The organism is Janthinobacterium sp. PAMC25594 (assembly GCF_019443505.1).
In the GTDB taxonomy this organism is placed as follows: Bacteria; Pseudomonadota; Gammaproteobacteria; order Burkholderiales; family Burkholderiaceae_D; genus Janthinobacterium.
The window spans coordinates 6190577-6215005 of sequence record NZ_CP080377.1 but is presented as its reverse complement, the minus strand read 5'-3'; the positions used below and the strand labels follow the sequence as shown (position 1 = coordinate 6215005).

Annotated in this window: 21 protein-coding genes and 1 pseudogene; 10 read left to right on the top strand and 12 right to left on the bottom strand. The window is 62.9% G+C overall.

Annotated features, from left to right (window positions below; genetic code table 11):
• Positions 1–301 precede the first annotated feature (301 nt).
• Both KY494_RS27835 and KY494_RS27830 read left to right on the top strand, forming a co-directional pair.
• Positions 302–2023, top strand: a complete 1722-nt coding sequence (locus KY494_RS27835; RefSeq protein ID WP_219889074.1) for a PAS domain-containing methyl-accepting chemotaxis protein — start codon at positions 302–304, stop codon at positions 2021–2023.
• Positions 2024–2025: 2 nt separating this feature from the next.
• Positions 2026–3417: a chemotaxis protein CheW gene (locus KY494_RS27830; protein WP_219889071.1), complete on the top strand. Its 1392-nt coding sequence runs from the start codon at positions 2026–2028 to the stop codon at positions 3415–3417.
• Positions 3418–3419: 2 nt separating this feature from the next.
• On the opposite strand, the gene KY494_RS27825 is transcribed toward KY494_RS27830, so the two are convergent.
• A complete protein-coding gene (locus KY494_RS27825; RefSeq protein ID WP_219889069.1) occupies positions 3420–4412 on the bottom strand; it encodes a GlxA family transcriptional regulator in 993 nt (330 codons plus the stop codon).
• Between the two features lie 112 nt (positions 4413–4524).
• Between KY494_RS27825 and KY494_RS27820 the strand changes: the two genes are divergently transcribed.
• The 3 genes from KY494_RS27820 to KY494_RS27810 all read left to right on the top strand — a co-directional run bounded on the left by KY494_RS27820 (position 4525) and on the right by KY494_RS27810 (position 7626).
• Positions 4525–5166 carry a cysteine hydrolase family protein gene (locus KY494_RS27820; RefSeq protein WP_219889067.1) on the top strand — a complete coding sequence of 214 codons (642 nt, stop codon included), beginning with the start codon at positions 4525–4527 and terminating at the stop codon, positions 5164–5166.
• A gap of 189 nt (positions 5167–5355) precedes the next feature.
• On the top strand, positions 5356–6969 hold the full coding sequence (locus KY494_RS27815) for a restriction endonuclease (protein ID WP_219889065.1): 1614 nt from the start codon (positions 5356–5358) through the stop codon (positions 6967–6969).
• Between the two features lie 114 nt (positions 6970–7083).
• Positions 7084–7626: a YdcF family protein gene (locus tag KY494_RS27810; RefSeq protein WP_258194513.1), complete on the top strand. Its 543-nt coding sequence runs from the start codon at positions 7084–7086 to the stop codon at positions 7624–7626.
• A 147-nt stretch (positions 7627–7773) separates the two neighbouring features.
• On the opposite strand, the gene glpK is transcribed toward KY494_RS27810, so the two are convergent.
• The 8 genes from glpK to glpD all read right to left on the bottom strand — a co-directional run bounded on the left by glpK (position 7774) and on the right by glpD (position 16976).
• A complete protein-coding gene (gene glpK / locus KY494_RS27805) occupies positions 7774–9267 on the bottom strand; it encodes a glycerol kinase GlpK (protein ID WP_219889058.1) in 1494 nt (497 codons plus the stop codon).
• Positions 9268–9339: 72 nt separating this feature from the next.
• Positions 9340–11067 (bottom strand): ABC transporter substrate-binding protein, encoded by a 1728-nt coding sequence (locus KY494_RS27800; RefSeq protein ID WP_219889056.1) that lies wholly within the window; start codon positions 11065–11067, stop codon positions 9340–9342.
• Positions 11068–11137: 70 nt separating this feature from the next.
• The gene (locus KY494_RS27795) at positions 11138–11413 is read right to left on the bottom strand and encodes a DUF2160 domain-containing protein (protein WP_219134716.1); all 276 of its coding nucleotides are present in this window, start codon (positions 11411–11413) and stop codon (positions 11138–11140) included.
• A 31-nt stretch (positions 11414–11444) separates the two neighbouring features.
• Positions 11445–12251 carry a carbohydrate ABC transporter permease gene (locus KY494_RS27790; RefSeq protein ID WP_374197281.1) on the bottom strand — a complete coding sequence of 269 codons (807 nt, stop codon included), beginning with the start codon at positions 12249–12251 and terminating at the stop codon, positions 11445–11447.
• Positions 12248–13132, bottom strand: coding sequence for a carbohydrate ABC transporter permease (locus KY494_RS27785; protein WP_219889052.1), 885 nt, complete (start codon positions 13130–13132; stop codon positions 12248–12250). Before KY494_RS27785 ends, KY494_RS27790 begins: the two co-directional genes overlap by 4 nt.
• Complete coding sequence (locus KY494_RS27780) at positions 13132–14223, bottom strand: ABC transporter ATP-binding protein (protein ID WP_219889050.1); 1092 nt, start codon at positions 14221–14223, stop codon at positions 13132–13134. The genes KY494_RS27785 and KY494_RS27780 overlap by 1 nt, the downstream gene beginning before the upstream one ends.
• A gap of 1 nt (position 14224) precedes the next feature.
• Positions 14225–15319: an ABC transporter ATP-binding protein gene (locus KY494_RS27775; protein WP_219889048.1), complete on the bottom strand. Its 1095-nt coding sequence runs from the start codon at positions 15317–15319 to the stop codon at positions 14225–14227.
• A 73-nt stretch (positions 15320–15392) separates the two neighbouring features.
• Positions 15393–16976 (bottom strand): glycerol-3-phosphate dehydrogenase, encoded by a 1584-nt coding sequence (gene glpD / locus KY494_RS27770; RefSeq protein WP_375143429.1) that lies wholly within the window; start codon positions 16974–16976, stop codon positions 15393–15395.
• 194 nt (positions 16977–17170) lie between these two features.
• On the opposite strand from glpD, the gene KY494_RS27765 reads away from it, so the two are divergent.
• Positions 17171–17932: a DeoR/GlpR family DNA-binding transcription regulator gene (locus KY494_RS27765; protein WP_219134581.1), complete on the top strand. Its 762-nt coding sequence runs from the start codon at positions 17171–17173 to the stop codon at positions 17930–17932.
• A 61-nt stretch (positions 17933–17993) separates the two neighbouring features.
• On the opposite strand, the gene KY494_RS27760 is transcribed toward KY494_RS27765, so the two are convergent.
• On the bottom strand, positions 17994–18998 hold the full coding sequence (locus tag KY494_RS27760; protein WP_219889046.1) for an NAD(P)-dependent alcohol dehydrogenase: 1005 nt from the start codon (positions 18996–18998) through the stop codon (positions 17994–17996).
• A gap of 122 nt (positions 18999–19120) precedes the next feature.
• Here KY494_RS27760 and KY494_RS30080 point away from each other — a divergent pair.
• The 4 genes and pseudogenes from KY494_RS30080 to KY494_RS27745 all read left to right on the top strand — a co-directional run.
• A pseudogene (locus KY494_RS30080) lies at positions 19121–19249 on the top strand (LysR family transcriptional regulator); the annotation flags it as partial.
• A gap of 211 nt (positions 19250–19460) precedes the next feature.
• Positions 19461–20021, top strand: a complete 561-nt coding sequence (locus tag KY494_RS30075; protein ID WP_308836405.1) for a LysR substrate-binding domain-containing protein — start codon at positions 19461–19463, stop codon at positions 20019–20021.
• 320 nt (positions 20022–20341) lie between these two features.
• Positions 20342–20845 carry a MarR family winged helix-turn-helix transcriptional regulator gene (locus tag KY494_RS27750; protein WP_219889044.1) on the top strand — a complete coding sequence of 168 codons (504 nt, stop codon included), beginning with the start codon at positions 20342–20344 and terminating at the stop codon, positions 20843–20845.
• A 79-nt stretch (positions 20846–20924) separates the two neighbouring features.
• On the top strand, positions 20925–21842 hold the full coding sequence (locus KY494_RS27745; RefSeq protein ID WP_219889042.1) for a pyridoxal-phosphate dependent enzyme: 918 nt from the start codon (positions 20925–20927) through the stop codon (positions 21840–21842).
• 3 nt (positions 21843–21845) lie between these two features.
• On the opposite strand, the gene KY494_RS27740 is transcribed toward KY494_RS27745, so the two are convergent.
• Both KY494_RS27740 and cysC read right to left on the bottom strand, forming a co-directional pair.
• Positions 21846–23849, bottom strand: coding sequence for a diguanylate cyclase domain-containing protein (locus KY494_RS27740; RefSeq protein ID WP_219889040.1), 2004 nt, complete (start codon positions 23847–23849; stop codon positions 21846–21848).
• Positions 23846–24376, bottom strand: a complete 531-nt coding sequence (gene cysC / locus KY494_RS27735; RefSeq protein WP_219134575.1) for an adenylyl-sulfate kinase — start codon at positions 24374–24376, stop codon at positions 23846–23848. Before cysC ends, KY494_RS27740 begins: the two co-directional genes overlap by 4 nt.
• Positions 24377–24429 lie beyond the last annotated feature (53 nt).

Here is a 24429-nt window from a genome sequence, read left to right as displayed (position 1 = left end):
CGCCACATTATTTGACATATTTGTCATATTTGTTTTTCCCATACTGCCAGCCACACTTGTATCCATAAAGAAACATATACGGCCATTCAGCATTCTCATCCATGAGAACAAGAAAAATTCGGCATCTGGCACAGAAAAATCTCAAATACTATTTGACTAATTTATTGAATATTTGTTTAATTAGGTATATTTAATTTATTTGTTTTTTCGGATGCCGAGGCAAGCCTGACTGACACGTGACGCAAACAGTCAGGCGCCGTTGTGCCGGCGCGCGCGCCGGTCTGAGAACATGGAGATCGCAATGAACCACCGAATGACGGAAGCTGACCAGGCAAAGCAAGGCATGGCGGGTGTTGGCCTGGCGGCCGCGCTGGGCAAGATGCAAGGCCTGTTGCAATTCGATTTGCACGGCCGCGTGAGCAACGCCAACCAGATCGCGCTCGATCTGTTCGGCTATCAGCGCGACGAACTGCTGGGCCAGCCCCACCAGTTGCTATGCACGGTCACGCGCGACCGGCAGCAGGAGGAGCGGGAATTCTGGCGCCTGCTGGCCGAGGGCCAGTCACAGTGCGGCGATTTTCGGCGCGTGGACAGGCAAGGACGGGAACTCTGGATACAGGCGCGCTATGTCCCGCTATCGCACGATGGTGGACAAGCCGACCACGTCATCGTGCTCATCGACGACATCACGGCCAATATGCGCTCGCGCCTGGATTTTTCGGGCAAGATCCAGGCCATTGAGCGGGTCCAGGCCGTGATTGAATTTGATCTGCAGGGCCGCGTGTTGCGCGCCAACGACAACTTTCTGCGCACCTTCGGCTACCAGGAACAGGAACTGCTCGGCCAGCACCACCGCATGTTCTGCACTGCGGAAGATGTGCAGGCCAGCAGCTACCGGCAATTATGGGAAGGCCTGGAACGCGGTCAATTCCAGTCCGGCGAGTTCCGCAGGATTGACAAACTGGGCCGCGAAGTCTGGATACAGGCGTCCTACAACCCCATCCTGGATATCGATGGCCGGCCGCTAAAGGTGATCAAGTTTGCCACCGATATTACCGCCGCCAAGCGCCTCAGCTCCGAGACGGCCGGCAAGATCGATGCCATCGCCCGCTCGCAAGCGGTGATCGAATTCGACATGCGGGGCATCATCCTGACGGCCAACAGCAATTTCCTGCGGGCAGTCGGCTACACGCTGGAAGAAGTACAGGGACAGCACCACAGCATGTTTTGCGATGACATGCTGGTGCAGAGCGAGGCTTACCGTAACTTCTGGGCCGATCTCGGCGAAGGCAAATTCAAGAGCGCCCGTTTTCACCGGCTTGCCAAGCATGGCGCCGCCATCTGGCTGCAGGCTACCTACAATCCGATTCTCGACACCAACGGCCGTGCCTTCAAGGTCGTCAAATTCGCCATGGACATCACGCAGCAAGTCGAGCGCGAACAGACCGTCAGCAGTCGCGTCGCCGGCATCGGCGATGTCATGCAGGAGCTCGCCGGCGCCATCGACAGCATCGGCCAGGGCGCCGCGCATGCGAACACCATCGCACAGCAAACGGAACAGCATGCCCGGCAGGGGCGCGTACTGCTGGGCCAATCCATCGATTCCATCCTGGAGATCCAGAAATCGTCGCAGGACGTACATGAAATCGTCAGCACGATCAGCGATATCGCGATCCAGACCAACCTGCTGGCCTTCAATGCCGCCGTCGAGGCGGCCCGCGCCGGGGAACATGGCCGCGGTTTCGCCATCGTGGCGGATGAAGTACGCAAACTGGCCGAAAAATCCGGCGACGCGGCCCGCAACATCGCGCGCCTGATCGATAGCACCATCAGCCGCGTCGATCAAAGCGGCACCCTGTCGGAACAGGTGCGTCAATCGTTCGAACAGATCCGTGATTCCGTCCATAACACGACACAATCGATCGGCCAGATCGACCAGGCCACGGCGGCCCAGGTCGACTCCAGCAGGCACGTGGCGCAACTGCTGACCGAGCTGCAAGCGACAACCGCCGCGGAGCACTGAGCATGGCGGCCCCGGTAGCGGCGGCACAGGATTACGTGCGGGTAAGGATAGGCGCGCTGCAGGTGGGCATTGCATCTTCCTGTGTACGCCAGGCGCTGGCGCGTCCCGCCGGCGTGCTTCCCGTGCCAGGCGCGACAGGTGCCCTGGCCGGCGTTTTCTCGCATCAGGGCCAGCTGATTCCCCTGATCGACTTGCGCCCCTGGCTCCACATGGCGGCCGATACGCCCTGCGCTTACGTGCTGTTGCTGGTGACGGACGGCCTCCTGGCCGGGCTCGCCGTCGATGCCGTCTCCAGCGCGCAGAAGATTCATCCTGAGCACATTGAGCAGGTGTACCACGACGACGAACCTGACCACTTCTTCCGTTACGTCGCGCGCCCCACTGGCGATGATGAACTGCTGAACTTGCTGGAGCCGCAGCGCCTGATGCTGCGGGCACAAGCCTGGACCCGCACGGCGGATATGCAAGCAGGGGTCGATGCGCCACCCGACCTGGCCCGCACCGGCCCTGCCATATCGCTGGCCCTGTTCGAACTGGCAGGACGCGTGCTGGCACTGCCCTCGACGCTGGTGGCCGAAGTCCTGCCCTGCCCGCCAATGGACACGGCATTCGGCTGGAATGGACCATTGGCCGGGGTAGCCGGCTGGCGCGGTCGCCAGGTGTATGTCCTCAATGGCGCCGTTTTCAGCGGTGCCTTGCCGGTACCGCCAACGCCGCCGCCCCTGCTGGCGGTGCTGGAACGCGACGGCCTCTGCCTGGGGCTACGCATCGACAAGACGCTGGCCGTGCGCGACATCGATTGCAGCCAGCTCCTGCACGGGACGGACGGGCCTTGCAGCCACCCACTGGTGGCCGCCACCATCACGGCGGAATCCGGCCCGCCACAACTGCTGCTCGATGACGCGGCCTTGCTGGCGCTATGTCCACAAACATCGCGGGAAACGCGCGCGCAAGTGCAGGCGCTGGCGCAAGACAGGCGCAGCAGCGATGCCTACATCGTCTGCGATGCGGGCGAAGAACTGGCATTGCCGATGGCCGCCATCGTCACCATCGTGTCCCTGCCTGCCGACATGCACGCCCCCTCGCCCGACGACCCGGCCGCGCCGTCTGGCAGCTTTACCTGGCAAGGACGCACGCTGCCATTGATCGCGCTCGGCCCCCAGGGTGCGCCAACGGCGCGCATTGTCGTCATCGAGCACGCGACACGGCACTTTGGCTTGCTGGTGCGTAATCTCGTCACCCTGGTACCCGCCTACGCGGCGACAAAAACCAGCTTCAGCCAGTTCGGCGGGCAAGCGCAGACGATGATTACACTCGATTCACCGGAAGGAAAAACCAGCTACCGCGTATGGGAACCAGAGGAACTGGCTGGCGTCACAAGCCATGCGCGTTGATCTCAGCGCTCCACGCACGCCTGTTTCTCGCGGAACAGCTTGCGGTACGCCGACGGCGACGTCTGCAAGCTGGCGCGGAAATGCTGGCGCAGCGACAGGGCCGTGCCGAAACCGGCCTCTTGCGCCACAACATCGATCGAGGCCGCGCTTTTTTCCAGCATGCCTTGCGCATGCGCAAGACGCTGGTTCAGCAGCCATTGCTTGAACGACGTGCCCATGGCCTGGCGGAAGTGGCGCGTAAAATTGCGCCGGCTCATGGCGGCCCGTTCGGCCAGCGCGTCGATGCTGTGTGCCTGGTCCAGCCTGGCCGTCACGCCAGCCAGCACCTCGGCAAAGCGCCCTTCGCTGCCGGACACGGGCAGCGGGCGCTCGATGAACTGCGCCTGTCCGCCCTGGCGGTGCGGCGCCACCAGCAGCCGGCGCGCCACGCGGTTGGCCACCTCGGCGCCGGCCAGCTGGCGCAGCAGGTACAGGCAGCAATCGAGACCGGCCGCCACGCCGGCCGACGTCAGCACGCCGCCATCGTCCACGTACAGCACTTCCCGGTCCACCCTGACCTTCGGATAGCGGGCCGCGAGGCGCTCGGCCATGCCCCAGTGCGTGGCGGCGCGCTTGCCATCCAACAAGCCCGCCTGCGCCAGGGGAAACGCGCCCAGGCACAGGCCCACCATGCGCGCGCCGCGCCCGCTGGTCGCCTGCAGCGCCGCGACCAGGGACGGCGCGGCATCGCGGCAATCGTCGTGCCAGGCCGGCATGATGACGATATCGGCGCCCTCCAGCCCTTCCAGTCCACACTCGGGCGTGATGGAAAAGCCGGCCGCCGTGCGCAAGGGCGCGGGATCGGCCGCACAGACGCGCACGTGGAAAGGCGGCAGGTCGGCCTCGTCCGTCTGGGCGCCAAACACGAGGCAAGGCACGGACAAGTGAAATGGCATCATGCCGTCGAAGGCGATCACGGCCACGCTCAAGGGGGAAGAAGAAGGAATAGTAGGCATGGCCCGATTTTATCGTAGATAGGCCTTCGGGCCACTTTTTGTTTGTGCCGCGCGGCTTGAAAATGGCTGTATCGGGGAAGTCCTTCCTCTTTCAACCATTCAGGAGTCACGCATGTCCAACACTACCGCACCACGCCGCGCCCTGCTCGTCATCGATGTACAAAATGAATACTTCACGGGCGACATGCCCATCGAATATCCGTCCGTCGAGATTTCCCTGCCGAACATCGTCACCGCCATGGCCGCCGCCCGCGCCGCCGGCATGCCCGTGATCGTCGTCCAGCACGATGCGCCGGAAGCTTCCCCCATCTTTGCAAAAGGCAGCGACGGCTGGCAGTTGCATCCGCAAGTGGCCGCGTTTGCCGCCGACCACCGCATCAACAAAAGCATGGGCAGCGCGTTTGCGGGCACGGACTTGCGCGCCTGGCTGGAAAACCACAGTATCGATACCCTGACGGTGACCGGCTACATGACGCACAACTGCGACGCCGCCACCATCTACCACGCCGCGCACGACGGCTTGCAAGTCGAATTCCTGCAGGACGCCAGCGGCACCCTGCCCTACGCGAATGCGGGCGGCATGGCCAGCGCCGAGGAAATCCACCGCGTCTTCAGTACCGTGTTCCACTCGAATTTCGCCGCCGTCGCCAGCACGCAAGCGTGGCTCGACGCCGTGCGCGATGGCAAGCCGTTGGAAAAGGACAATATCTATCTGTCGAACCAGCGCGCGCGACAAGCGGCTGGCGCCGCCTGAGTACGGAGATTAAAAGCGCCGATGCCAGTCATCGGCGTCGCAGCGGCCGACGACGAGGGCCATCTGATCCCACCAGCCATTATCGCTGCAGCCGTGGATCGGCAGAACCGGCTGGAATATCAATTTATTATCCGGATAAAAATTTTCTTGCGGTATTCTATTATCATCACAATCAACTAGGAATATGACATGGGCCGACGCTCTGGATTGGAAGGTTTCATCCGTGCCACGAGCAGAGCTATCGCAGCTGCCGAGAGGGAGCAAGCAAGGCAAGCACGAGGCGCAGCCACGATACGGCGGGTTCATGAACGCAACGAACGCATGGCTGCTGCGCAATCGATGCGCGATACAAAGGCGGCAGAAAAGCAGGCAAAGATCGACTATCTGGATTTAAGGCAGCAGGAGGTCGCTGACATGAATGAAGAGATTGAGGATTGCCTCGCTGGTTTGCGCGGAGTGCTGGCCCACACCCTTGATGTTGACGATACGATTAGTTTCGACAGTCTTCGGCCAACAGAAAAATTTGCCCCGTTTGAAATATCTCCCCGTTTATTCAGTACCTCCGCTCCAGACGAAGTTCTGCATCACCCGCCTCCTTCATGGTCAGCACTCATGCCCCATATCGCAAAGCGCCATGAACTTAAAGTAAAAAAATCAGAAGAAAACTACCACAGGCAGTTAATCGCTTTCAGCATCCAGGAAATCGCCAAGAACTTTTTCAAGGATCAGGAACGCCGTGAATACGATGCACGAAAAATGGCCTTCTATGCTGGCCAGGCCGAACGAAATAGTGCAATTGATCAGTTCAAGACAGAGTATTTCTCACACGACCGCGATGCCGTGGTCACCTATTGCGACATGGTGCTATCCAGATCAGAATACCCACTGAACGACTTTCCCCAGGAATTTCGCGTCGCCTACGACGATTTGACTGACACACTGGCTGTCGAATATGAGTTACCCTTGATTTCCATCGTGCCCACGACAAGCGAATTTCGCTACGTCAAAAGCAAGGACAGCATCGAATCAAAGATCCGCAAGCCATCGGAAATTCAGGACATTTACCGGCAGCTGATCGCTGAAATCGCCCTGCGCACCATGCATGAACTGTTTGAAGCGGATCAGGCATCAGCAATCAAAGTACTCGCCTTTACGGGAATTATTGATACCCATGACCCCGCGACGGGCCATGACATCCGAGTACCCGTCATTTCGGTGCGTGCGGCGCGTGACACGTTTATTGCCATTAATTTGCAGCGGGCGGATCCCGTCGCATGCCTGCGTACTTTGGGCGCCCATGTTTCATCCCGTCCCGAGGAACTGCTGGCGGTCAGGCCGATCATCGAATTCAATATGGTCGACAAGCGTTTCATTGTGCAGGACGATGCCTTGAACGAGTTGGAAAATCGCTCAAACCTGCTTGAACTAAGCCCAACCCAATTTGAAGTCCTGGTCGCCAATTTGTTCAGCAAAATGGGACTCGAAACCAAACTCACCCGCAGTTCCCGCGACGGCGGTGTTGACGCTGTAGCGTTTGATATCCGTCCCGTGTTGGGTGGCAAGGTAGTCATTCAAGCCAAGCGATATAAGGATGCGGTTGGCGTGAGCGCCGTTCGCGATCTGTATGGAACCATGTTGAACGAAGGCGCGAGCAAAGGCATATTGGTCACGACCAGTCGTTATGGTCCCGACGCCTATGCCTTTTCATCCAATAAACCGATTGAACTGATAGACGGCTCAGCTTTGCTGTATCTGTTGCGCGAGCACGCCGATGTGAATGCCAGGATTGTCCCGCTGAGCTAGGTTGTAGCTTTACCTGGCTATTCACCGAGCCTGCAGAACTGACACTTGCAGGAGTGAGCGCGTATGATGCCTCCACTACAAGTTTCACCATCAACAATGCGAAAAATCATACTCTTGAGCTTGAGCGCTCTTGCTGTTTTCCTGCTGGCCACGACAGCGCTGGTACTGGCGGGGCTCAACGACAAGCTGGCGCCCGCCGACGTGATCGTCGTGCCCGGCAATACGATCCTGCCCGACGGCACGCCCAGCCCCCGGCTGAAGGCGCGGCTCGATGCGGCGCTGACGCAATTCCAGGCTGGACTGGCACCGCGCATCCTCGTCAGCGGAGCCACGGGCAAGGAAGGCTTCGACGAGGCCGCATCGATGGCCCGCTATCTGCTCAAGCGCGGCGTGCCTGCCAGCGCCATCATTGAGGATCATCAAGGCTGGACCACGGACGCCACGGCCCGCAATGCAGCGGCATTGATGCGCGCGCACGGCTGGAAGTCAGCCATGGTCGCCACGCAATATTTTCACGTGCCCCGCTTCCGGCTGGCTTTGGAGCGGGCCGGCATCACCGTCAGCGGCCAGGTGCACGCGCCCTACTTCGAGCTGCGCGACCTGTATTCCGTGCCGCGCGAAACGGTGGGCTATGCCGTGTATTTCATGCGCCATTGATCCCGGTTCTTACAACGTCTGACAAAACCGTAGCGAGCGGCAGTGATTTGTGGCTAAGAAGCGCAACCGTGCTTAGCACGGGGCCGCCGAGGTGGTGAGCATCGCAGGCCGCAAAGCGCGACGCGCAGTAGGTTTGGTCAGATGTTCTTACTCGCTCCAGTCGCGCGAACGTTCCACGGCGCGCTGCCACTTGTGCAGCCGCGTCAGGCGTTCGTCGGCCGCCATGGCCGGTTCGAAACGGCGCCCCACCTGCCACTGGGCGGCGATTTCTTCTTGCGAGGCCCAGAAGCCCACGGCCAGGCCCGCCAGGTAGGCGGCGCCCAGGGCCGTCGTTTCCGTCACCACGGGGCGCACCACGGGCACGTTCAGAATGTCGGCCTGGAACTGCATCAGCATGTCGTTGCGGGCCGCGCCGCCGTCCACGCGCAGCTCGCTCAAGGCGATGCCCGCGTCGTCCTGCATGGCGGACAGCACGTCCACGTTCTGGTAAGCCACGCCCTCCAATGCCGCGCGCGCGATGTGCGCCTTGCCCGTGCCGCGCGTGATGCCGATCAGGGTGCCGCGCGCATACGGGTCCCAGTACGGCGCGCCGAGTCCCGCGAACGCGGGCACGAAGACCAGGCCGCCCGAATCGGGCACGCTGGTGGCCAGCGCTTCCACTTCGGACGAGTCGCGGATGATGCCCAGCCCATCGCGCATCCACTGCACGGCCGCGCCCGCGATGAAGGCGCTGCCTTCGAGCAAATAATCGGTTTGCTTGGCATCCGCACCCAGGCTCCAGCCCACCGTCGTCAACAGCCGGTTTTTCGATGGCAAGGGGCGCTTGCCCACGTTCATCAGCATGAAGCAGCCCGTACCGTAGGTATTTTTCGCCATGCCCGGCTTCAGACACACCTGGCCAAAGGTGGCCGCCTGCTGGTCGCCCGCGATGCCGGCGATCGGCACGGACACGCCCAGCAAGTCCACGCGCGTGTGCGCGGCCACGCCGCTCGATGGCACGACGTCGGGCAGCAGCGAGGCGGGAATGTCGAGCAGCGCCAGCAGATCCGTGTCCCACTGCAGGGTGTGGATATTGAACAGCATGGTGCGCGCCGCGTTGCTCGTGTCCGTCAAGTGGGCGCCGCTCATCTTGTAGATCAGCCAGCTGTCGATGGTGCCGAAGGCCAGCGCTCCCCGCTCGGCGCGCGCGCGGGCGCCGGGCACGTTGTCGAGCAGCCATTTGAGTTTGGTCGCGGAAAAATAGGCGTCCAGCACGAGTCCCGTCTTTTGCTGGATCAAGTCCGCCTTGCCCTGTTCCACCAGTTGCTCGCAATAGGCGGCATTTCTCCGGTCTTGCCAGACGATGGCGTTGGCGACGGGCTCGCCCGTGGCGCGATCCCACAGCACCGTCGTTTCGCGCTGGTTGGTCACGCCGATGGCAGCCACGTCGGAAACCGAAACACCGCTGTCGCGCAGCACCTGGCGCAGCACGCCCTCTTGCGAGGCCCAGATTTCATTCGCGTCATGCTCGACCCAGCCCGGCTGGGGGAAAATCTGGCGAAATTCGCGCTGCGCGCTGGCGTGCGGCCGGCCCGCATGGTCGAACAGGATGGCGCGCGAACTGGTGGTGCCCTGATCTAAAGCAAGTATGTATTTGGTCATGGTCGCTACTACGGCTATACAGTGAAAAAAGGGCACGGACAAGCGCCCGTGCCCCGGGACAGCGCAAGCAGTTTACCTTACCTTGCCTTCTTTCCAAGCCTGCAATAATTTATCGTAGGCAATCGTTTCACCCTTCGGCTTTTCATTCGCCAGCTTTTTCCATGGAGCATGCTGGTCCGACAGATACTGGTTCGGGTCGCCTTTCGGATTGAGCTTGGGCGCGCACGCCTTCATGCCGGCCCGCTGCAGGCGCGCCATGACCTGGTCCATTTCCTCGGCCAGGTTATCCATGGCGGCTTGCGGCGTTTTTTCCGCCGTGATGGCCGTGGCCACGTTCTTCCACCACAGCTGCGCCAGCTTCGGATAGTCGGGCACGTTGTTGCCCGTCGGCGTCCACGCCACGCGGGCTGGGCTGCGGTAGAACTCGATCAAGCCGCCGTATTCGTTGGCGTGCTTCGTGAAATAATCGTGGCGGATGTCGGAATCGCGGATGAAAGTCAGGCCGACGATGGATTTCTTCAGCGACACGGTTTTCGAGGTGACGAATTGCGCGTACAGCCAGGCGGCGGCCTTGCGGTCGTCCGGCGTGGACTTGAACAGGAACCAGGAACCCACGTCCTGGTAGCCGTTCTGCATGCCCTCTTTCCAGTACGGGCCGTGCGGCGACGGCGCCATGCGCCATTTCGGCGTGCCGTCCTTGTTGACCACTGGCAAGCCCGGCTTCGTCATGCCGGCCGTAAATGCCGTGTACCAGAAGATTTGCTGGGCGATTTCTCCCTGCGCCGGCACGGGGCCCGCTTCCGAGAAATTCATGCCGTTCGCCTGCGGCGGCGCGTACTTCTTCATCCAGTCGATGTATTTCGTCAGCGCATACACAGCCGCCGGGGAATTGGTGGCGCCGCCGCGTGAAACGGACGCGCCCACGGGCGTGCACTTGTCGGCTGCCACCTTGATACCCCACTCGTCGACGGGCAAGCCATTCGGGATGCCCTTGTCGGCCGCGCCGGCCATCGACAGCCAGGCATCGGTGAAGCGCCAGCCCAGGGATGGATCTTTCTTGCCGTAATCCATGTGGCCATAGACTTTCTTGCCATCCAGTTCCTTCACGTCATTCGTGAAGAAATCGGCGATATCTTCATACGCGGACCAGTTTTGCGGCACGCCCAGCTCGTAGCCATACTTGGCCTTGAACTTGGCTTGCAAATCCTTGCGCGCGAACCAATCGGCGCGGAACCAGTACAGGTTGGCGAATTGCTGGTCGGGCAACTGGTACACCTTGCCATCGGGCGCCGTGGTAAAGCTGATGCCGATGAAATCTTTCAAGTCCAGGCCGGGATTGGTGAATTCCTTGCCCTTGGCGGCCATGTAGTCGGACAGCGGTTCCACGGCGCCATAGCGGTAATGCGTGCCGATCAGGTCGGAATCGGAAATCCAGCCGTCATAGATGCTCTTGCCGGACTGCATCGACGTTTGCAGCTTTTCCACCACGTCGCCTTCCTGGATGATGTCGTGGCGCACCTTGATGCCCGTGATTTCCTCGAACGCCTTGGCCAGGGTCTTCGATTCGTAGACGTGGGTGTCGATGGTTTCCGAGACCACGGAAATTTCCTTGATGCCCTTAGCTTTCAGCTTGGCCGCCGCATCGATGAACCATTTCATTTCAGCCAGTTGCTGCTGCTTGCTCAGGCTCGATGGCTGGAATTCCTTGTCGATCCAGGTTTGCGCCTGTTTGGCGTCGGCCAGGGCCGCATTCGACACGAGCATGGCCACCGCCGCGAAGACCGTGAACTTCAATTTCATCGTGAATCTCCTTATCGTTTTTACCGGCCGCCTGCTGGCGGCACGGCCTCCATCAACACCGGCAAGCCGGTCATCCCCAACGCATTACAATTAGCAGTAAAACAAAACTGATCGCGGCCCCGATCGCCTGCTGCATCTCCGTAAACCCCGCCCAGGCCAGGTTGACATACGCCGCCGTGAGCAAGCCGATGAACAGGCGGTCGCCGCGCGTGGTGGGCATGGGCAAAAAACCCTTGCGCGCTATGCTGGGCGAGCGGATTTGCCACACCGTCATGCCAGCGAGCATCAAGCCGATGCAAATGAAAAAAATGGCTACTTCCGGCGTCCACGCCATCCAGCCGAACAGGCTCGCTGTGCTATCGGTATTGTTTTCCATGTCAGACCCTCCCCATCGCGAAACCCTTGGCGATGTAATGCCGCACGAACCAGATCACCAGCGCGCCGGGCACGATGGTCAGCACGCCCGCCGCCGCCAGCACGCCCCAGTCCATGCCGGCCGCCGACACCGTGCGCGTCATGGTGGCGGCGATGGGCTTGGCGTTGACGGACGTCAAGGTGCGCGCCAGCAGCAATTCCACCCAGCTGAACATGAAACAGAAGAAGGCCGTCACGCCCACGCCCGACTTGATCATCGGCAAGAAGATGCGGAGGAAGAAGCGGGGAAAGCTGTAGCCGTCGATATACGCCGTCTCGTCGATTTCCTTCGGCACGCCGGACATGAAACCTTCCAAAATCCACACGGCCAGCGGCACGTTGAAGACCATGTGCGCCAGCGCCACGGCCAGATGCGTATCCATCAGGCCCACCGTCGAATACAGCTGGAAGAACGGTACAAGGAAAACGGCGGGCGGCGTCATGCGGTTGGTCAAGAGCCAGAAGAATAAATGTTTATCTCCGACAAAGTTGTAGCGGGAAAAGGCATACGCGGCCGGCAAGGCCACCGTGACCGACATCACCATGTTCAGCGCCACGTAGATCATGGAATTGAGGTAGCCGCTGTACCACGATGGGTCCGTAAAGATGGTCTTGTAGTTGGCAAACGTCAATTGCTGGGGCCACAAGCTCAAGACCCCCACGATTTCCTCGTTGGTCTTGAGCGACATATTGAGCATCCAGTAAATGGGCAGCAATGAACCCAGCAGGAAGACGATCAGGATGGTGGCACTGATTTTCTTGTGCATCATTTCTGGTCTCCCGTGCCGACGCGCTGCATCCACGTGTACAGCACAAAGCAGAACAGCAGGATGATCAGGAAATAGATCAGGGAGAACGCCGAAGCCGGCCCCAGGTCGAACTGGCCGACGGCCTTTTGCGTCAGGTATTGCGACAAAAAGGTGGTGGCATTGCCGGGACCGCCACCTGTCAGCACGAACGGTTCCGTGTAGATCATGAAACTGTCCATGAAGCGCAGCAAGACGGCGATCATCAGCACATTGCGCAGTTTCGGCAGCTGGATGTAGCGGAACACGGCCAGGCGCGAGGCGCCGTCGATGCGCGCCGCCTGGTAATACGCGTCGGGAATGGCGCGCAAGCCCGCATAGCACAGCAGCACCACCAGCGGCGTCCAGTGCCAGATATCCATCACCATCACCGTCAGCCACGCGTCGAGCGAGTTGCCGTTGTAATTGTAATCAAAACCCAATTGGTTCAGGGTGTAGCCCATCAGGCCGATGTCGCCGCGGCCAAAGATTTGCCAGATGGTGCCCACCACGTTCCAGGGTATCAGCAAGGGCAGCGCGATCAGCACCAGGGCCAGCGACGCCTTCCAGCCATCGGCCGGCATGCACAGGGCGATCAAAATACCCAGCGGAATCTGGATCGCCAGCACGGAGCCGGAAAACAGCAGCTGGCGCAGCAAGGCGCTGTGCAAGTCGCCGTCGAGCATGACCATGCGGAACCATTCGGTGCCGACGAATACCTTTTGCGTGGGACTCAGGATATCTTGCACGGAATAGTTCACCACGGTCATCAGGGGCAGGATGGCGGAAAAAGCCACGCACAGCACCACGGGCAGGATCAATAGCCAGGCGCGGCGGTTATTATCGGTTTTACCGTTATGTATCATCAGGCCACCCGCTTATCGTTGACATAGAACAAGGTGCGTTGCGGCGGAAAGCGCAGCCGCACGGCATTCCCCGCGACGGCGTCGATGGCGCGCAGCTTGGCCGCCACCGTCGCGCCACCCAGCTGGAATTCCGCCAGGTAATGCGTACCCATGTTGCGCACGGCCTTCACCGTGGCGTCCAGGCAATGTTCGCCACCCGCGCCCGCCGGCAGGCATTCGACGAATTCCGGCCGCACGCCCAGCGTGATTTTCCCTTGCGCGCCAGCCAGGGCCGCGCGGGTGGCGGCGGACACGGCCAGCGGCTGGCCCGCCACCCTCGCCCCGCCATCGTCCAGAGTGCAATCGAGCAAGTTCATGCCCGGATTGCCGATGAAATAGCCGACAAACGTGTGCTCGGGTTCCTCAAACAGCGCTTGCGCGCTACCCGTCTGCACCACTTCGCCCTGCGTCATGACGACCACCTGGTCGGCAAAGGTCAAGGCTTCCACCTGGTCGTGCGTGACGTAGATCAACGATAACTTCAATTCGTGATGAATTTCCTTGAGTTTTCTGCGCAGCAGCCATTTCAAATGCGGGTCGATCACCGTCAGCGGTTCATCGAACAGCACGGCCGCCACGTCCGGGCGCACGAGCCCCCGTCCCAGCGAAATCTTTTGCTTGGCGTCCACGGACAAGCCGCTGGCGCGCAGCTTCAGGTCGCCCGTCAGTTCCAGCATCTGCGCCACCTGCTGCACGCGCTTTTTCACCTCGCTCTCTTTCCAGCCGCGATTGCGCAGCGGAAACGCCAGGTTGTCGTGCACGGTCATGGTGTCGTAGATGACGGGGAACTGGAACACTTGCGCGATATTGCGTGCTTCCGTGGGCAGCTGCGTCACGTCCTTGCCGTCGAACAGCACCTTGCCATGCGACGGTTTCACCAGGCCGGAGATAATATTGAGCAAGGTCGTCTTGCCGCAGCCGGACGGCCCCAGCAAGGCATACGCGCCGCCGTCATGCCACGCCATGCTCATGGGCCGCAGCGCATAGTCGGCGGGGGACGTCGGGTTCGGTTTGTAGGCGTGGGCCAGGTCGAGCAGTTCGATGCGCGCCATGTCACACTCCTCCTTGCACAGGGGCGAACAATAGCCCGCCATCGTCGGCGAAGATCAGCAAGGCATGCGGCTGGCAATACACGGTGCAGGCGCTGCCGATCTCCAGGTTGTGCACGCCACCGAGTTGCGCCACCAGGGCCAGTTCGCCGCGGCGCGCATGCACATAGGTTTCCGAGCCGCTGATTTCGGCCAGGTCCACCGTCGCCGCGATGGCCACGTCGCCCTCGGACTGGGGAGACAGATGCAGGCTGTGCGCGCGCACGCCGAGGATCACGTCCTTGCGGCCCGCCAGGCGGGCACGCTGCTCGCCGCTCAGGTGAATCGCCAGGCCGTCCGCCGCCCGCGCCACGCCCTGCGCATCGACGCGCGCGGGAATCAGGTTGATCGGTGGGTCGCTGAAGGTGCGCGCCACATCGATGGAATTGGGCGCGTTGAAGACGTCCAGGGTCGGCCCCTGCTGCAGCAGGCGTCCCTCGTGCAGCACGGCCACGTGGCCGCCCAGCTGCAGCGCTTCCAGCGGTTCCGTGGTGGCGTACACGACCGTCGTGCCGCCGCTGGAAAACAGTTCCGTCAATTCGCGGCGCAATTCCTCGCGCAGTTTGTAGTCGAGGTTCACCAATGGCTCGTCGAGCAGCAGCAGCGAGGCATCCTTGATCAGCGCGCGCCCCAGCGCCGTGCGCTGCTGCTGGCCGCCCGACAGTTCGCCCGGCGTGCGCTGCAAATACGGCGTGATATGCAGGCGCTCGGCCAGCGCCAGCACTTTAGTCCGGATCTGCTCCTCCGGCACCTTGCGCAAGCGCAAGGGCGAAGCGATATTGTCGTAGACGGTAAAAGCCGGATAGTTGATGAATTGCTGGTACACCATGGCCAGGTTGCGGCGGCTGACGGGCACGCCCGTCACGTCGACGCCGTCGGCCGTGACGGTGCCCCCGCTGGGCTTGTCCAGGCCCGCCATCACGCGCATCAGGGTCGTCTTGCCGGCACGCGTGGTGCCCAGCAAGACGTTGATGGCGCCCGGCACCAGCGCCAGCGACATCGGATACAAATAATCGTCAGCCCCCTGCTTCCTGCTGATCTTGTCCAGTACCAGTTGCACGCGCGTCTCCCCAGTGATGGTTTCCTGTTCTTCGCCGCACCCTCTGCGGGGCGCGGTCGCCTACGTATTCCGCTTACGACGACAACGGGTGCTGCGACAGCCAGAAATCAAGCCGGGATGCCGTCTCGCGCGGCAGGTGCAGGCCCAGCTTGGAGCGCCGCCACAGGATGTCGGCCGCGCTGACGGCCCATTCATGGCGCCGAACATAATCGACTTCCGCGGCGTACAGGCCGGCGGCGATTGCCTCGCCCATGGCCGCCACGTCTGTCCGCCCGGCCAGCAGCACGTGGATGCGCGTGCCGTAGGCGCGTGCATAGCGCGCCACCAGCGGCGCCGGCAGCCACGCATAGTCGCGCTGCAAGCCTTGCACGAACTGGCCGAACTCGCGCACGGAGCGGTTCTGCGGCGTGCTGCCGAACACGTCGCCGCCGGGCAGACAAGCCTGTTCCGTCCAGGCCCGCCGCCTCTTGCCTGGCTCGGGCACCAGCAACGGTTCGAGCAAATCCAGCGCTTCCTCGGCCAGCTTGCGAAACGTGGTGATCTTGCCGCCGAAGATACTCAGCAGCGGCGCGCCTTCCCGGTCCAGCTCGAAGCGGTAATCGCGCGTGACGGCCTTGGCGTCGGCCGCCGCGTCTTCCACCAGCGGGCGCACGCCCGCATACGTCCAGACCACGTCGGCAGGATTGACGGGCTTGCTGAAATAGTAACTGGAAAGCTCGCACAAGTAACGGATTTCCGCGTCATCGATTTCCACCTTGCCGCGCTCGCCCTGGTAGTCGAGGTCGGTGGTGCCGATCAGGGTGAAATCATGCTCATACGGAATGGCAAACACGATGCGTCCATCGGGATGCTGGAAGATGTAGGCATGATCATGCTCAAACAAGCGCCTGACCACGATATGGCTGCCCTTGATCAAACGCAAATGCCGGCCCTGTCCGCCGGGCGCCGCCTGTTGCAGGAACTCGGCCGTCCACGGCCCTGCCGCATTGACGACGCTGCGCGCGCGCACGGCCAGTTCGCGCCCGTCGCCTTGCCGCAAGGTGGCCAGCCAGGAAGCGTCCGCAGCCGCGCCGTCGCGCCGCAAGGCCGTGCAGCGCGTCTGCGTCAGGATGGTCGCGCCCTTGTCCGCCGCGTCGATGGCGTTCAGCACCACCAGGCGCGCATCGTCGACCCAGCCGTCGGAATACACGAAGCCGCGCTTGAACCGGGGTTGTAACGGTTGTCCTGCCGCGTGGCGCGTCAGGTCGATGCCGCGCGAGGCGGGCAGGATTTCGCGCTTCGCCAGCATGTCGTAGAGGAACAGGCCGGCGCGTATCAGCCAGGCGGGGCGCTGGCCCTTGGCGTGCGGCATGACGAAACGCAAGGGCCACATGATGTGCGGCGCCGAGCGCAGCAGCACTTCGCGCTCGATCAGCGCCTTGCGCACGAGGCCGAATTCATAGTATTCAAGGTAGCGCAGGCCGCCGTGTATCAGCTTGGTGGACGCGGACGAGGTGTGGGCGGCGAGGTCGTCTTTTTCGCACAGCACCACGGACAAGCCCCGGCCCGCCGCGTCGCGCGCGATGCCGGCGCCGTTGATGCCGCCGCCCACCACCAGTACGTCGCATGCCATCGCCGGCTCCGGCACTGCGTCGATTCCCTGCTGCATTGAGGCCATCGGGACTCCATCGTTATCAAGGACAAGCGACCAAGAAAGACTAGGCACACCCGGCGACTGTGGTTAAGATCAATACGGATGTCATACGAATGCAATATGGATAAGATTACGTCATAAATCGAACTCATAGCAACATGTTTTCACCCACATTTGTTCGATTTTGTTCGCTTATGCAATTTTAAAGAGACACGCCCATGAATTTGAATCCCCGCCAGCGCCGCTTGCTTGAAGTGGTGCGCCAGAAAGTCACCATGTCGGTCGAGGAGTTGGCCCAGCAACTCGACGTCACGCCGCAAACCGTGCGGCGCGACGTCAAGCAGATGGAAGAAGCGCGCCTGCTGGCCCGCTATCACGGCGGCGTGGGCTTGCCCTCGTCCGTGGAAAACATCGATTACAGCCAGCGCCAGGTCTTCAACAGCGACGCCAAGCGGCGCATCGCCGCCGCCGTGGCGGCGCAAGTGCCGCATGGCTGTTCGCTCCTGATCAATATCGGCACCACCACCGAAGAAGTGGCGCGCGCGCTGGGACAGCACACGGGCTTGCACGTGGTGACGAACAACCTGAACGTGGCCGCCATCCTGGCCGACAACGCCGCCTGCGAAGTCATCGTGGCCGGCGGCGTGGTGCGCGGACGCGACCGTGGCATCGTGGGCGAAGCCACCATCGACTTCATCCGCCAGTTCAAGGTCGACATCGGCATCATCGGCATTTCCAGCATCGACGAAGACGGCAGCCTGCGCGACTTCGATGCGCGCGAAGTGAAGGTGGCGCAAGCCATCATCGAGCAGTCGCGCGAAGTGTGGCTGGTGGCTGACCAGCATAAATTCGGCCGCAAGGCGCTGGTGCGCCTGGCCGATCTGGCGCAAATCGATATCTTGTTTACGGATGCGCCGCCGCCGGCCCGCTTTGCCCAGGTCTTGCGCGATGCCAACGTGAAAGTGCACGTGGCCACCTGACGGCGACTCTCCCACTGGCCGTGACAGTCAGCATCACCGGGCAAGACCTGGCCTCCCCGGCTCAGTGCACGATGGCAAGCTTGCCGAAGTGGCGACCGCCGGCAGCCAGCTGCGCATACGCTTCGGCCGTGTCGTCGAGGCTGAACACGCGGTCGATGACGGGCACGATGCCATGCGCGCCGATGGCCTGGACCGCCTGCGCCAGGTCGGCCACGCAACCGGTGTTGTTGCCGACGATGCGCAAGGCCTTGACGATGACGGGCAGCAAATCGATGCTGGCGGCCGTGCCGCCGACAAAGCCCACCGTGAAGACCGTGCCGCCCACCGCCGCCGCGTTGAGCGAGCGCACGATGGTGGCGCCACCCACGGTCTCGACCACCAGGTCGGCGCCCCGCCCGCCGGTCAGTTTCAGCACTTCGGCGTCCCAGGCGGGCGTGGCCCGGTAGTTGATCAGGTAATCGGCGCCCAGCTGGCGCGCACGTTCCAGTTTTTCATCGCTGGACGACGCCAGGATCACCGTGGCGCCCGACGCCTTGGCGAACTGCAAGGCAAACAGGCTGACGCCGCCCGTTCCCAACAGCAACACCACGGATCCGGGGCGCACTGGCGCGGAACGCACGGCATTCCAGGCCGTCGTCGCCGCGATGGGCAGCGCCGCGCCCTGGACGAAATCGAGGTGAGCCGGCAAGGCGACCAGGCTGGCGGCGGGGACGGCCACGTACTCGGCCAGCGAGCCCGGCAAGGTGACGCCGCGCATCGCGCCGACATTGTGCGGCGTGATGGCGCCGCCCTGCCAGTGCGGCATGAAATGGGGGATGACGCGGTCGCCCACGGCCAGGCCGCTGACGCCTTCGCCCAGCGCCGCCACTTCGCCCGCGCCGTCGGCGACGGGGATCAGCGGAAAGGCCGCGCCGGCAAAGTTGCCCGTCGCAATGGCCACATCGAGGAAGTTCAGCGTGGCGGCGCGCAGGCGCAGCAGCACCTCGCCCCGGCCGGCCTGCGGCTCGGGCAGCTCGGTCGGGCGAAACGCGGTGAGGGAAGGAGCGGTCAGTTGGATGGATTGCATGGTCTGTTCTCGGGCAATGTGTCAGGGTGGCCGCGCGCTGGCGGAACAAACAGCAGTGTCATTTAAAATCATTAATAGATAAACTATGGTTTGATTCAATGATTTAACACCGAGGATTGCCAATGGATTTGCTCGACAGCATGAAGGTGTACGTACTGGCCGTGGAAAAAGGCAGCCTGAGCGCTGCCGCGGCCGCCTGCGGGATCTCCGCGACGATGGCCGGCAACCACCTGCGGACGCTGGAAAAACGCCTGGGCATGCAATTGCTCCAGCGCACCACCCGGCGCCAGCACCTGACCGCCTTCGGCGAGGATTACTACGCGCGCTGCAAGGAAATCCTCAGGCTGGTGGCCGAAACCGACGTCCAGGCGCAAAACCGACGTCCAGGCGCAAAACCTGCAACTGGCGCCCGCCGGCAAGCTGCGCATCACGGCGCCCCTCACCTTCGGCGCGGAAGCGCTGATGCCCGCCATGGCCGCGTACCTGGAGCGCTATCCCGAAGTGAGCATCGATGTGGTCCTGAGCGACCGCGTGGTCGACCTGGTGGAGGAAGGTTTCGAAGCCGCCATCCGTATCGGCCAGCTGCCCGAATCGTCGCTGATCGCCAGGCCGCTGGCGCCCTACCGGCTGATGATCTGCGCCTCGCCCGACTACCTGGCGCGCAAGGGAACGCCGCGCCAACCGGCCGACCTGAGCCAGCACGAATGCCTGTCCTTCTCGCCCGCCGCCCTGGCGCACTGGCGCCTGACGGGCCAGCAGGACGACGTCTGCAGCGTGCCCGTCTCGGGTCGATTGCAAGTCAACCACGGCCAGGCGCTGCGCGTCGCCGCATTGCATGGCATGGGCATCGTGCTGCAACCGGCATTCCTGCTGGAAACGGACGTGCAAGCGGGCCGCCTGGTCCAGCTATTCCCCACGCATGCGCTGCCCAGCCGCCCCTTGAGCGTGGTCTACCTGCCGGACCGCTATCGCTCGCCCAAGTTGCGCAGTTTCGTCGATTTTCTGGTGGAACGGTTCAGCTGAATAGCCCGGCAACAAGCCGCTGTCATTCGACATTCATTGCAGTTGAAATATTTATCAATTCGGCAAAATTCATGTTACCATTGATACAACATGAGTTATTTTTTTAATCTTCCTCTCCAGCAATACGATTACCCGCTTGATATTGCTTTTTATCTATCCAGAGCAAGGAAATGAGGAAAAACTCTTTGCCGGTCAGTGATTTCCTGTGAAAACAGTGTTAAAACTACCTCAAGCACGATGATTGTTCCCCAACAAACCACTCGACAGCAAGCGTGAAGGCCTTGACCATGCCGGTAACGCCGCCCAGTGAAGGAAAAGAAATGAGCCATAATTTTGAAACGGCCGCCTCGCCGCAAGCCGCCCATTCCAACAGCGTTCCCGTCAGCGAGCTGGAAGCCCATCTCGGCTACTGGCTGCGTTTCGTCTCCAACCACGTTTCCCACAGCTTCCAGAAAAAAGCGGAAGCCAACGGCGTGACGGTGTCCGAATGGGTGGTGCTGCGCGAAATGTTCCGCCTGGGCTGCACCTCGCCCACGGTGCTGGCGCAAGTGTCCGGCATGAGCAAGGGCGCCGTCTCGAAGCTGATCGACCGCCTGGAAAGCAAGGGCATGGTCAGCAAGTCCATCCTGCTGGCCGACCGCCGCCAGCATTCGATCGAACTGACCACGGAAGGCGAAGCGCTGGTGCCCGTGCTGGCCGAGATGGCCGACCAGAACGACGAGGAATTCTTCGGCAAGCTACCGCGCCAGCTGCGCGACGACCTGCTCGAGGCGATGAAGGAAGTGGCGCGCACGCATCAGCTCAAGAGCGCGCCCCTGAATTAAGGCGGCTTGCGGCAAGGGTGGCATGGTGGCACGGGCGCTTCGGCTATGATGCTGGCCTGACCGTTTTCCAGGAACACGCATGGCCCTGCACATCGAAACCCCTCTGCTCAACTCGCGCGCCCTGAGCCTGCACAGCGAACGCGCCATCTGGCTCAAGCTCGAAGCCTTGCAGCCGCCCGGCTCCTTCAAGATCCGCGGCATCGGCCTCGCCTGCGAAGAATACGCGCGGCGCGGCGCCAGCCGTTTCATCTCTTCTTCCGGCGGCAATGCCGGCATCGCCGTCGCCTATGCGGGGCGCCAGCTGGGCATTCCCGTCATCGTCGTGGTGCCGGAAACGACCAGCGCGCGGGCCAGGGCCCTGATCGCCCAGGAAGGCGCCGAAGTCATCGTGCACGGCGCCGCCTGGCAAGAGGCGAACGCGCTGGCGCAATCCATGCTCACGCCGCAAGACGCTTTTTTGCATCCGTTCGACGACCCGCTGCTGTGGCAGGGCCACGCGGGCATGATCGATGAAGTGGCCAGCGCTGGCCTGAAACCGGACGCGGTGGTGCTGTCGGTGGGCGGCGGCGGCCTGCTGGCCGGCGTGGCCGAAGGCTTGCAGCGCAACGGCTGGGACGACGTGGCCCTGGTGGCCGTGGAAACCGAAGGCGCGGCCTCGCTGGCCGCCGCCGTGGCCGCGCGCGACCACGTGGCCCTGCCCGCCGTGAGCAGCATCGCCACTTCGCTGGCCGCGCGCCAGGTGTGCGCGCAAGCCTACGCCATCAGCCAGACGCGCCTGCTGCACAGCGTGGTGGTGTCGGACAAGGCCGCCGTCGATGCCTGCCAGCGCTTCATTGGCGACCAGCGCCTGGTGGTGGAGCCGGCCTGCGGCGCGGCGCTGGCCGCCGTCTACGGCAAGGTGCCGGAACTGGCGCCTTATCGCAATGTGCTGGTCATCGTCTGCGGCGGCGTCACGGCCACCACGCGGCAGCTCGACCACTGGACTGCCACTCTGTAATAGCTACGGCGCAGCCTCAAGCAGCGCCACGCCATCGCGGCCCTGCCCCTTGGCGGCATACAGGGCCTGGTCGGCCAGGTCCAGCAGCTGCGCCGGCGTCAGCGCGCCTTCGCGGAAGATGGCGATGCCGACGCTGGTCGTCACCGGCAGCGGGCCGCCGGCCAGCTCAAACGGCTGGCGGATGGCGTCAATGATCTTTGCGCCGATCTGGCCCACTTCTGCCGCGCTGTTCACGCCTTCGAAAATGATCACGAATTCATCGCCGGCCAGGCGTGCCACCATGTCGCTGGCGCGCACGCTGCGCACCAGGCGCGCGGCGAATTCCTTCAGCACCTCGTCGCCCGTTTTGTGTCCCAGGCTGTCGTTGATGGCCTTGAAACGGTCGATATCGAGATAGGCCAGCGCCATCGGCGCGCGCGCAGCCCGCGTGCGCTGCATGCTTTGCGCCAGCTGTTCGTCGAAGCGGCGCCGGTTGGCGATGCCCGTCAGCGTGTCGGTGGCGGCGGCAAACTGCAGCGCCGTATGCACCGCCTTGGTCTTGGTGATTTCGTGGACCAGGCCATACACGCCTTCCACCGCGCCGCTCTCGCCCACATCGGGCACATAGCTGGTCTGGAAGGCACGCCGGCCCGCCTCCCCCTCGCCGTCGATGGTGAATTCATATTCGACCTCCTCGCCCGAGAAGGCGCGCCGCAGGTAGGCTTCGCGCAATTGATACGCTTCTTCGCCCAGCACGTCGCGTATCGACTGCATCATGCTTTCCTTGCGCGACCGGCCGAACCATTTTTCAAACGTGGCGTTGATGAACTGGTAGCGATGCTCGCGGTCGATGTAGACGATCACCACAGGGACATGGTCCGTCAGCAGCTTCAGGCGCCGTTCGCTGTCGCGCGTCTGCGCCTCGGCGATTTCGCGCTCGGCCACCAGCGAGTAGAAATCGCGGCTCAAGTCGCCGATTTCATCGCGCCGCTCGATCTGCAGCGCCTCGATACCCAGGCGCTGGCGGCGGATCTGGTGCACCTGGCGACGCATGCGCTCCAAAGGCTGCAACAGGCGCAGCACCACGCGCCAGCCGGCCAGTCCCGCCAGCACCGCCAGCAACACGGCGGCCAGCAGGATCTTGCTGCGGATGGCGTGCAGTGGCGCGAACGCGTCGCTCATGGGATAGACGGACGCCAGTATCCAGCCCGTGGCGGCAATGCGGTGGTAGGCGAACAAGGCATCGACGCCTTGCGTGGTGGTGCCCGTGAGCCAGCCCTCGAAGCCCTGCATGGCGCGCCGCGTCGGTTCGCTGATGGGGCCATGCGCGTCGATATGCTGCATGATGCGCGACTTGTCGGGATGCTCGACGATGACGCCTTCATTCGTCATGATGTACAGATAGCCGCCCGGGCCCGGCCTGAGCGCGCCCAGGCGCCCCAGGAAATCGGGCTGGCGCAGGTTCACGCTGGCCGCCAGCACATAACGCACGGCGCCCTGCGCGTCGAACACGGGCTGCGTCACCACCACGATGGGCATGCCGGAAATGCTGCCGTTAAGCGGCGCGGAAATCACCGAACGCCGGGTCGCCAGCGTCTGGTCGAAATACGGGCGGCCTGTCAGGTTCATCCCCGCCTGCGGCTTGAAGGGGCCCACGCTGGCCAGCAGGGAGCCATCGGCGGCCACCACGCCGGCCGTATAAAACTCCTTGCCCAGCACCGTTTGCGCAGCCAGGAAGCGCTGCAGGCCGGCGCCATCGTGCGCGCCGCTGGCCGCCAGGCTGTCGGCGATGGCGCGCAGCACATTGCGCCTGGCGTCGAGTTCTTCATCGATGAAAACGGCGGCGCTGGCCAGCGATACATACTGCTGGCGTCCCGTCACGTCGCGCATGCCGCGCTCGGCCACGCTCAGGGTGGCCAGCGCCAGCGAGGCGACGGCCGCCAGCACGAGCAGGAAGACGACCACGCTCATGCGCGCCTTCAGGCTGGCGGGCAAGCGGCGGCGCAAGCGTTTGCGCCAGGTCGTCATGGCCGCTGCCGCAGGTGCCGGCAGATGCGCTCAACCGACTCGTCCAGCGCCAGGGTGCCCGCGTCCAGGGTCAGCGCGGCCGCCAGCGGCGCCTCGTAAGGCGCGGAAACGCCCGTGAATTGCCCGATCTGCCCCGCGCGCGCCTGCGCATACAGGCCTTTCGGATCGCGCGCCTCGCACACGGCCAGCGGCGTGCTGACATGGACTTCGATGAAATACGCCGCGCCGATGATGTCGGCGGCCATGGCGCGGTCGGCGCGGTACGGCGAAATGAAGGCGGCGATGACGGTCAAGCCCGCCCCGTTCATCAGGCGCGCCACTTCGGCCGTGCGGCGGATGTTTTCATGCCGGTCTTGCGGCGTAAAACCCAGGTCGCGGTTCAGGCCATGGCGCAGCTGGTCGCCGTCGAGCAGCGCCACGGCGCGGCCCTGCGCCTTCAGCGCTTGCGCCAGCGCCAGCGCGATGCTGGTCTTGCCGGCGCCGCTCAAGCCCGTCAGCCAGACCGTGGGGTGTTGTGCTGCTGTCATCACACTGCCTCTCTGTTATAGAGCTGGCAATATAACAAAGCCGTGCCGGAAAG